Origin of the sequence: Viridibacillus sp. NPDC096237, assembly GCF_050278625.1 — a bacterium.
Taxonomy (GTDB): Bacteria; Bacillota; Bacilli; order Bacillales_A; family Planococcaceae; genus Viridibacillus.
Genome location: NZ_JBNNTI010000108.1, coordinates 1 through 1,796, shown reverse-complemented (window position 1 = coordinate 1,796; position 1,796 = coordinate 1). Strand labels below are relative to the sequence as shown.

Here is a 1,796-nt window from a genome sequence, read left to right as displayed (position 1 = left end):
GATGTTTAGTGTGGTAACTTACATTTTACACGGAATCGTTATGGGCGTTTTCTATTTTGTCTTGGTGTTGCACTTAATATTACAATTCGTCAAATTAAAATCTTCTTCACAAAGTTCAATTAATTCCTTATAACGCATGCCGGAAGTCAGTGCGAGAATTAGCAAGTAGTTTTCAAGTCCATGTTCTATATTTTGAAACAAATAATGCAATAATTTTTTACTATCTGCATAATTTAAGAACTTCTCAGAAAATTTTTTAGAAGTCTTACCAGTAATGGTGGCATTACGTGTAAAGTCGGTATTAATTAAACCTTCGTCAATAGCTTCCTTAACACAAGAACGAATATAACCATTTAATTTTCGATTTGTGTCACGTGCAGCAGATTAGTTGATGAACGTTGTTTAACTTTTGTTCAACAATCGGACCATTTAATGGAGTAAGAAACTTAAGAAAACCTATATTAAAAAATGAGAAGAAATTAAAAGGCTGTCGAGGACTTATCGACAGCCTAAGCTTTAGAAAAATGAATGACTTAACATTACTCTGTCTTGTAATTATTACCAATGTTGTATTGTCGGTCCAATTGTAAACTCATTAACGTTCGTATCTTCTGGCTGATCAATCGCGAATGCCACAACATTTGCCACTCAATCAGGTGTAATACCATATTGTTCGTACAACGCAGTCATACCTGCTGAAACATTCTTATCAGTAATCGTATCCAACAATTCCGTGTTGATCGCAGCTGGATAAATAGTGGCTGTGCGGATGTTAGTACCTTCTTGGGCAGATTCCATACGCAAAACTTCCATTAAATTACGAACAGCCCACTTGGCTTGGTTGCACCATAAAGGTGGTTTTTAAGAACGAAGATAAATCAAAGTTATTCCATTAAAGGGCGCTTTAGTTTAATAAAGCAACAGTAGAAGAATGATAAGAAAAAAAGTACTCGATTCCTCTAAGCCTTATTTATTCAATTCCTTATATAAAACATATTTTAAAGCAGAAATTTCATCTTCAGACAGTTTACCTTCAATTTCGGATAATACTTCATCCTTACTAATTGAACCCTTTTGCGCTTGTTCCTGAATATCAAGTAAACGATTAACGCCCACTTTTTTTATTAACACACGTGTCGCTTCTTCCTTAGTTTGGAAGGGAAGAGTATCCGGATTTTTAGTTGCTGCCTTGCTTACAATTTCTTGAACCTTCGAATCGTTCTCGATATAGGATTTTACTTCTTCTAGATTTTCGTCATCTAAAGTAGATTCCACTTTTTCGATTATTTTTTCGGAAGCGATATTTGTCCCAAAATGCCACACAGCATAGCCAGCTGCTCCGAGTAAAACAAGAATTATTGCGGTAATTGTTAAAAACTTTTTCATCAACTCACTCCTGACACTTTGAATATAGCACAACTTCTCAAAAACCACGAAGAAAAGATGTTTTCTTCGTGGTTTAATTACAATTATTTGCGAACCCAGAGCAGATAAGTTTTCACCCTAATATATAGATAGCATAATTATTATCTATTGTAGGTATGTCTATATTTCCATCTGGGTACTTGTTAAACAATCAGGCGCGAGTGTTTAATAAGCGTCTCTGTTCTTCTTCAACTAAACCAGCTAATAGAATGTCAAGGAAAACATTTTTAATTGAAAAACACTTCATGTTATACTAAAAAGCACAAGATAAATAACCCTCCGAATTTGATTTGGAAGGATTTTGTTTTATTTTAAAATACTGTAACTAAATAGTTTCTTGGAACGGTGTTTTCGTTTTTAAAATCGCATAA

General features: G+C 33.9%; 1 protein-coding gene and 1 pseudogene. Both read right to left on the bottom strand.

The genetic code is table 11. The annotated features are described in order from the left end of the window. Positions 1-558: 558 nt before the first annotated feature. Positions 559-834: pseudogene (locus ACQKMD_RS21960) on the bottom strand (SDR family oxidoreductase); the annotation flags it as partial. A gap of 132 nt (positions 835-966) precedes the next feature. Further along, a complete protein-coding gene (locus ACQKMD_RS21955) occupies positions 967-1,386 on the bottom strand; it encodes a hypothetical protein (RefSeq protein ID WP_427754693.1) in 420 nt (139 codons plus the stop codon). Between the last annotated feature and the right edge of the window lie 410 nt (positions 1,387-1,796).

What these genes read in the sequence shown, in the direction of transcription:
- ACQKMD_RS21955 (WP_427754693.1), bottom strand. Translation starts at nt 1,386, where the DNA reads ATGAAAAAGTTTTTAACAATTACCGCAATAATTCTTGTTTTACTCGGA.